Source organism: Streptomyces sp. NPDC050738 (assembly GCF_040654175.1).
Lineage (GTDB): Bacteria > Actinomycetota > Actinomycetes > Streptomycetales > Streptomycetaceae > Streptomyces.
In genome coordinates this window covers 210961-217932 of sequence record NZ_JBFAHN010000007.1, presented here as the reverse complement: position 1 = coordinate 217932, position 6972 = coordinate 210961, and the positions used below count along the sequence as shown (strand labels likewise).

Annotated in this window: 7 protein-coding genes; 1 reads left to right on the top strand and 6 read right to left on the bottom strand. The window is 69.4% G+C overall.

Annotated elements, in window-relative coordinates; genetic code table 11:
* Positions 1-199: 199 nt before the first annotated feature.
* The 6 genes from AB0H78_RS20125 to AB0H78_RS20100 all read right to left on the bottom strand — a co-directional run bounded on the left by AB0H78_RS20125 (position 200) and on the right by AB0H78_RS20100 (position 5559).
* Positions 200-1354 carry a CaiB/BaiF CoA-transferase family protein gene (locus AB0H78_RS20125; protein ID WP_363235832.1) on the bottom strand — a complete coding sequence of 385 codons (1155 nt, stop codon included), beginning with the start codon at positions 1352-1354 and terminating at the stop codon, positions 200-202.
* A gap of 117 nt (positions 1355-1471) precedes the next feature.
* On the bottom strand, positions 1472-2629 hold the full coding sequence (locus AB0H78_RS20120; protein WP_363235831.1) for an acyl-CoA dehydrogenase family protein: 1158 nt from the start codon (positions 2627-2629) through the stop codon (positions 1472-1474).
* A gap of 49 nt (positions 2630-2678) precedes the next feature.
* Positions 2679-3482 (bottom strand): SDR family oxidoreductase, encoded by an 804-nt coding sequence (locus tag AB0H78_RS20115; protein WP_363235830.1) that lies wholly within the window; start codon positions 3480-3482, stop codon positions 2679-2681.
* Between the two features lie 35 nt (positions 3483-3517).
* The gene (locus tag AB0H78_RS20110; RefSeq protein ID WP_363235829.1) at positions 3518-3913 is read right to left on the bottom strand and encodes a MaoC/PaaZ C-terminal domain-containing protein; all 396 of its coding nucleotides are present in this window, start codon (positions 3911-3913) and stop codon (positions 3518-3520) included.
* A complete protein-coding gene (locus AB0H78_RS20105; RefSeq protein WP_363235828.1) occupies positions 3910-4368 on the bottom strand; it encodes a MaoC family dehydratase N-terminal domain-containing protein in 459 nt (152 codons plus the stop codon). The genes AB0H78_RS20110 and AB0H78_RS20105 overlap by 4 nt, the downstream gene beginning before the upstream one ends.
* Positions 4369-4371: 3 nt before the next feature.
* Positions 4372-5559 (bottom strand): lipid-transfer protein, encoded by a 1188-nt coding sequence (locus tag AB0H78_RS20100; RefSeq protein WP_363235827.1) that lies wholly within the window; start codon positions 5557-5559, stop codon positions 4372-4374.
* Between the two features lie 207 nt (positions 5560-5766).
* Here AB0H78_RS20100 and AB0H78_RS20095 point away from each other — a divergent pair, with 207 nt between their 5' ends.
* A complete protein-coding gene (locus AB0H78_RS20095; RefSeq protein WP_363235826.1) occupies positions 5767-6921 on the top strand; it encodes a TetR family transcriptional regulator in 1155 nt (384 codons plus the stop codon).
* Positions 6922-6972 lie beyond the last annotated feature (51 nt).

The following is a 6972-nucleotide window of genomic DNA, read 5'->3' as shown; positions in this document are numbered from 1 at the left end:
GCTCACGCTCACGTTCGGCGATCTGAGCGGCCTGCGCGGCGCCACCCAGACGGTGAAGGTCAGGCTCCGCTGATCCTGCGGTACGCCAAGGCAGCCGAGCCACTGCTTACACTGCTCGCCAGACACGCCATTGATCACGTGTTGCGACGATCCCTAGAATCCGCCCTGGCGGTGGGACACGGGCCTTCTTGCTACGCGGTCAGGCGTGCGGGGCCAAGGCGGCGATCTCCGCATCGTCGTAGCCGGCCGAGGCCAGGACGTCACGCGTGTGTGCGCCGGTCAGCGGCGCCGGGCTCGGCACGGCGGACGGGGTGCCGAGGAATCGGGGCGCCGGGGCGGGCTGGATGAACCCGGCGGCGGTGCCGTACGTGCCGCGCTCGGCGTTGTGCGGGTGTGCGGCGGCCTCGGCGAAGTTCAGCACCGGTGTCACGCAGGCGCCCTTGCCGTCGAAGGCGGTGGACCATGCGTCGCGCGGGCGGCCGGCGAATTCCTGCGCGAGCCGCTCCGCCATACGCGGCCAGGCTCCGGTGTCCATCTGCCGAGCGAACAAGGGGTCTTCGGTCAGGCCCAGCACGCTGAGCATCGCGGCGTAGAACTCCGGCTCCACACAGCCGACCGCCATGTGTCCGCCGTCCGCGGTGCGGTAGGTCCGGTAGAAGGGAGCCGCGCCGTCGAAGAGGTTGGATGCTCGGCGGTCGGCCCACCGGCCGCCGACCAGCAGGCCGTGGATCAGGGCGAGTTGGATGGCGGTTCCGTCGGTCATGGCGGCGTCGACCACCTGGCCGCGTCCGGTGGACTTGGCGCTGACCAGCGCGGCGCAGATGCCCAGGGCCAGCAGCATGCCGCCGCCGCCCATGTCGCCGACCAGGTTCAGCGGGACGACCGGGTCGCTGTCGGCGCCGCCGATCGCGCCGAGGGCTCCGGCGATCGCGATGTAGTTGATGTCGTGGCCGGGCTCCTGGGCGAGCGGCCCGTCCTGGCCCCAGCCGGTCATCCGCCCGTACACCAGCTTGGGGTTGCGCTCCAGGCAGACCTCGGGGCCGAGCCCCAGTCGCTCGGTCACACCGGGCCGGAAGCCCTCGATGACCGCGTCCGCGCTGTCGATCAGGCGCAGGGCCGCCTCCACCCGCTCGGGGGTCTTGAGGTCGAGGGTGGCCGAGCGCCGGTTGCGGTGCAGTACGGGGTGCCACGTCGTCGTGCCGTGCTCGGCGGGCCGGTCGATGCGGATCACTTCGGCGCCGAGATCGGAAAGGATCATGCCACAGAACGGGCCGGGCCCGATGCCGCCCAGTTCGATGATGCGGATGCCCGCGAGCGGGCCGGCTGAGGCGGGTGCGTCGGGGATGGTGCTCATGGTGCGTCAACTTCCTCGTCGATGCGGGGTACTTGGTGCATGGGTAGAGAGCACACCGCCCCGGGGCCGCCGGAGGGGGCGGCCACCAGGGCGGCGTGACTGCGGAGGACCGGTCCGCTACAGACCGAGGTCCTTGGCGATGATGGTCTTCATGACCTCGCTGGTGCCGCCGTAGATGCGGCTGACCCGGGTGTCGGCGTACAGCCGGGCGATGGGGTATTCGAGCATGTAGCCGTAACCGCCGTGCAGCTGGAGGCACTTGTCGATGACGCGGCCCGCCACCTCGGTGCCGAAGAGCTTGATCTTCGCGGCGTCGGCCGGGGTCAGCTCGTGGGCGTCGTCCAGCTCGATGCCCTTGTCGACCATGGCCTGGAGCGCCTCGACCTCGGCGGCGCACTCGGCAAGGACGAATTTGGTGTTCTGGAAGGCGGCCACCGGCTTGCCGAAGACCTGGCGCTCCTTGACGTACGCCTTCGCGAAATCGATCGCGGCGGTGGCGGTGGCCGCGGCGCTCACACCGATGGACAGGCGCTCGCGGGCCAGGTTCCGGCCCAGGTAGGAGAAGCCGTCGCCGACTTCGCCGAGGACGTTCTCCACCGGGACCACGACATCGGTGAAGGAGAGCTCGGAGGTGTCGGAGGCCTGCAGGCCGATCTTCTCCAGCTTGCGGCCGTACGCGAAGCCCTCGGCGTCGGTCGGGACGACCAGCAGGCTGAGGCCGTGGCGGCGGTCCGTCTCGGATGAGGGCGAGGTGCGGGCGACGACCACGCACAGCTCGGAGTTGAGCGCGCCGGTGATGAAGGTCTTCGAGCCGTTGAGGACGAAGTGCGTACCGTCCTTGGAGAGTTTGGCGGTGGTACGTATGCCCGCCAGGTCGGAGCCGGTGCCCGGTTCGGTCATGGCGATGCAGAGACAGATGTCGCCCGAGGCGATACCCGGCAGCCAGCGCTTCTTCTGCTCGTCGTTGGCGAGGTTGAGGAGATACGGCAGCACGATGCCGGTGGTGACGTCGTAGTGCCCGAACGACACGGCGGCGCGGGCGGTCTCCTCCGACATGACGGTCTGGTACTTGTAGCTCGTCTCGCCGGGGCCGTCGTACTCCTCGGGTATCCCGAATCCCATCACCCCCAACTCACCCAACTTGCGGAAGAGTTCACGGGGCGCGCGGCCCTGTGCCGCCCACTCCTCGAAGTGCGGGCTCACCTCCTTGGCGATGAAGTCCCGGATCATCGTCCGGAAGGCCTCGTGGTCCTCGTTGTAGATGGTGCGCTTCATGCGGCAGTCCCTGCTGTACGGATGGATCTCGATCGGGGTGCGGGGTGGGTCAGCGCTGGCCGGCGTCGACGGTCAGGCACTGGCCGCTGACGTAGTTCGACTCCTGGGTGCACAGCAGGTAGATCGCTCCGGCGGCCTCCTCGGGAGTACCCGGTCGGCCCAGCGGGATGGTGGCCGCGGCGGCGGCCGCGATCTGCGGATTGATGCCGACCTTGATGGTGCGCCCGCCGATGTCCAGGGTCGCGTCGTCCTCGGCGGTGGCCTCGGTCATCCGGGTCAGGATCCAGCCGTAGGCGACGGCGTTGACGTTGACCTTGTAGCGGCCCCACTCCTTGGCCATGGTCTTGGTGAAGCCGATGACACCGGCCTTGGCGGAGGAGTAGTTGGCCTGGCCCGCGTTGCCGTACTGACCCGAGACCGAGGAGACGTTGACGACCTTGCGGTGGTGGTCGGTCGGGTTGGCCTTGATGTAGGGCTGGGCGGCGCGCAGGATGCGGAAGGGGGCCTTGAGGTGGACGTCGAGGATGGCGTCCCACTGCTCGTCGGTCATCTTCTGGATGACCGTGTCCCAGGTGTAACCGGCGTTGTTGACGATGATGTCCAGGCCGCCGAAGGAGTCGACCGCCGTGTTCACGAAGCGCTCGGCGAACTCGTCCTCGGTGACCGACCCGACACAGGCCACGGCCTTGCCGCCGGACGCGACGATGTCGGCGACGGTCTCCTCGGCGGGCCCCTTGTCCAGATCGTTGATCACCACGCTCGCGCCTTCCGAGGCGAGCTTGAGAGCGACCTCGCGGCCGATGCCACGGCCGGAGCCGGAGACGATGGCGACCTTGCCGTCCAGGGTTCCCATGATGTGTTACGTCCTTAACGTCGGTGCGGAGCGGATCAGTTGACGGAGACGACGGCGGTGCCCCGCAGGGTCACGGTGCCGTCGGGGAGGGCCACGGTCAGGTCGAGGTGGGCCAGGCCGTCCTCGACGCGGGTGACGGCGCCCGTGCAGATGGGGGTGGCGTTGACCGGGGTGATCGCGGAGAAGCGCACCTCGTAGGAGCGGATCCGCTCCTGGGGCACCCGGTCGGTCAGCAGCCGTGCCAGGTAGGCCATGGAGAGCATGCCGTGGGCGAAGACGTCGGGGATGCCGACGGCCTCGCAGGCGTCGATGTCGATGTGCACCGGGTTGTGGTCGCCCGAGGCCCCCGCGTAGAGGGCGAGTGTCGTGCGCGTGATCTTCGGGGCGTCGAGGATCAGGGTGTCGCCGGCGGAGAGTGTCAGTGAGGTCATTTCCTGCCGGCCTTCGGGTCGCGTACGACGGTGGTGCTGGTGAGCGTGGCGATCTGTTCGCCGGCACGGGTCACGCGGGTGGCGCGCTCGATGAACTCCAGGGCGCCGCCCTTCTTCGTGTAGACGTCCGTCACCTCGGTGGCGAAGGTCAGGGCGTCTCCGGCGAAGGCCTGGGCGTGGTACTCGAACCGCTGGCCGCCGTGCAGGATCGTCCGAGGATCGATGCCGAGCCGGCCGAGGAAACCGAACGGGTCGGGGTTCTCCATCTCCAGGCAGAACAGAAACGTCGGAGGCACCGGCAGGTCGTGGTGGCCCGCGGCGCCGGCGGCCTCCAGGTCGCTGTAGACGGGGTCGTTCTGACCGGTCGCGTGGGCGAAGGCGCGCAGCCGGCCGCGCTCCACCTCGACCGTGTGCGCGGGCTCGGTGGTACCGATGATCGCGGGGTCGACGGCCATGGCTCAGCCCACCTTCTCGAAGAGCGTGACGACGCCCGCGGTGCCGAGGCCGAGGTTGTGCTGAAGGCCGAGGGTCGCGCCCTCGACCTGGCGGGGGCCGGCCTCGCCGCGCAGTTGCCAGGTGATCTCCGCCGTCTGCGCGAGTCCCGTGGCACCCAGTGGGTGGCCCTTGGAGAGCAGACCGCCCGAGGGGTTGGTGACGACGCGCCCGCCGTAGGTGTTGTCGCCGCTGAGGATGAACTCCTCGGCGCCGCCCTCGTCGCACAGGCCCAACCCCTCATAGGTGAGGACCTCGTTGACGGTGAAGCAGTCGTGCAGTTCGACGACCTTGATGTCGCGCGGGTCGACCCCGGCTTGCTCGTACACCTCGTGCGCGGCGGCACGCGTGACGTCGGAGCCGACGAGGGACATCGGGCTGGTCTTCTCGAAGAGCCCGCCGGTGTCGGACAGCAGCGTCTGGGCCTTGATCGCCACATCGGTGCGCAGGCCGTGGGCGCGGGCGAACTCCTCGCTGCACACGACGGCGGCGGCCGCGCCGCAGGTGGGCGGGCAGCACTGCAGCCGGGTCAGCGGGCCGGACATGTGCGGGGATTCGAGCACCTGTTGCTCGGTGATGGGGTCCCGGAAGACCGCGTAGGGGTTGTTCGCGGCGTGGCTGCGCGCCTTGACCGACACCTTGGCGAAGGTCTCCGCCTTCATGCCGTACTTCTCCATGTACTCCACTCCTGCGGCGGCGAAGTACTGCGGAGTGAGCGGGAGTCGGTCGTCGACGGGGAACGCCTCCCGCAAGGTGACGTCGAAGTCGGACAGCGGGTTGGGCCGGTCGCTCCACTTGGCACCCAGGGCACCGGGCGGCATCTGCTCGAAGCCCACCGCGAGCGCGCACTCCACGGCGCCGCTCTCCACGGCCTGGCGCGCCAGCCACAGCGCCGAGGAGCCCGAGGCGCAGTTGTTGTTGACGTTGATCACCGGCACACCGGTCATGCCGATTCCGTAGACCACGCGCTGCCCGCAGGTGGAGTCGCCGTAGACGTAACCGGCGTACACCTGCTGGATCTTGCCGTAGCCGACGCCTGCGTCGGCGAGGGCCGCGCGGACCGCGCCGGCACCCATGACGTCGTAGGTCGCGGCGGCGCTCGGTTTGGCGAACGGGATCATGCCGACGCCCGCGACGTGGACTCTGCGGCCCATGAATCCTCCAGATAGAATGTGAATGCCGCTTCACTTTTATGTCCCAGAGGTCATCTGTCAAGGGGTTCAATGGACAGTCAGCCTGTCACCGTTCATTCGCATCGAAGAGGCACCCGACGGCCGTCGGCTAGTCTGGGCCGACCTCCAGGCGTTCCTTCGGGGTTCACTGAGGCCGACTTTCGAACCGGGCGGAGGAGAGCACAGAGCATGGCGTCGCGCAGACCCCCGGACCGGAAGGCCCAGATCCTCGCCGCCGCCGGCGAGCTCTTCCGCGCACGCGGATTCCACAACGTGTCGATGGCGGACACCGCGGACGCGGTGGGCATCACCGCCCCGGCGGTCTACCGGCACTTCCGCAACAAACAGGACCTGCTGCTCCACGTGGTGCTGACGGACGTGGAAACCGTCGACTCCATGATCCGGGAGGCTTCGGGGCTGGAGGAACTCCTGCACACGCTGGCGGCCGCCGGCGCCACGCGCCGTACGATCGGCGCGCTGTGGGAGCGCGAGGCGCGCCATCTGCCCGAGGACCAGCGCGCCGTCATCCGCGAGCAGGCCTGGGGGGCCACGCACCACCTCGCCGCACTGCTGCGCACCGCCAGACCGGAACTGGCCGAGGCCGACCGCACCCTGACCGCACTCGCCGTCCTCGCGGTGCTGGCCAGCCGGGCCCACCACCGGCTCACCCTGCCGCGCCGCAGGTTCGAGGCACTGCTGCACCACCTGGCCCAGGTGGTCGCCCACTGCGAGCTCGCACCGCAGCCGCCGGAGTCCACGCTTCCCGCACCGGAGGCCGTCGACGGGCTACGCCTGCCCCGACGACAGCAGGTGCTCACCGAAGCGACCCGGCTGTTCGACGAGCGGGGCTTCCAGTCCGTCAGCATGGCCGACATCGGAGAAGCCGTCGGAATCGTGCCCTCGGGGGTCTACCGGCACTTCCCCAGCAAGACCGACATCCTGGTCACCGCCGCGACCCGTGGCGGCGATCGCATGCTGGCAGGACTGGAGGCGGCGGTCGCCCGCTCCGGGGAACCTCTGGTGGTCCTGGAGATGGCCCTGCGCTCGCACATCACCGTCAATATCGAGCACCGCCATGTGATCGGCGTGCTCGCCAACGAGAGCGAGCAGCTGCCGGACAAGGAACGCGCCCTGCAGAACCGCTTCGTCGTCGACTACGTGGACATGTGGGCGCAGGTGCTCGACCGCGCCCGGCCCGGACGCGATCCGGTGGAAACGAAGATCGTCATCTACGCCCTGGACGCCATGGTCCGTTACGTGGCCCGCTGGGCGGACCTGACCAACAGACCGGCCGTCGAAACGCGGCTCGTCGAACTCGGCATGGCGCTGCTGCTGAACGGCTGACCACGCCGTACCGGACACGATGGAGCCGGCGCCACCGGCCGCAGCACTTCC

What these genes read in the sequence shown, in the direction of transcription:
- AB0H78_RS20100 (WP_363235827.1), bottom strand. Translation starts at nt 5,559, where the DNA reads ATGGGCCGCAGAGTCCACGTCGCGGGCGTCGGCATGATCCCGTTCGCC.
- AB0H78_RS20120 (WP_363235831.1), bottom strand. Translation starts at nt 2,629, where the DNA reads ATGAAGCGCACCATCTACAACGAGGACCACGAGGCCTTCCGGACGATG.
- AB0H78_RS20125 (WP_363235832.1), bottom strand. Translation starts at nt 1,354, where the DNA reads ATGAGCACCATCCCCGACGCACCCGCCTCAGCCGGCCCGCTCGCGGGC.
- AB0H78_RS20110 (WP_363235829.1), bottom strand. Translation starts at nt 3,913, where the DNA reads ATGACCTCACTGACACTCTCCGCCGGCGACACCCTGATCCTCGACGCC.
- AB0H78_RS20095 (WP_363235826.1), top strand. Translation starts at nt 5,767, where the DNA reads ATGGCGTCGCGCAGACCCCCGGACCGGAAGGCCCAGATCCTCGCCGCC.
- AB0H78_RS20115 (WP_363235830.1), bottom strand. Translation starts at nt 3,482, where the DNA reads ATGGGAACCCTGGACGGCAAGGTCGCCATCGTCTCCGGCTCCGGCCGT.
- AB0H78_RS20105 (WP_363235828.1), bottom strand. Translation starts at nt 4,368, where the DNA reads ATGGCCGTCGACCCCGCGATCATCGGTACCACCGAGCCCGCGCACACG.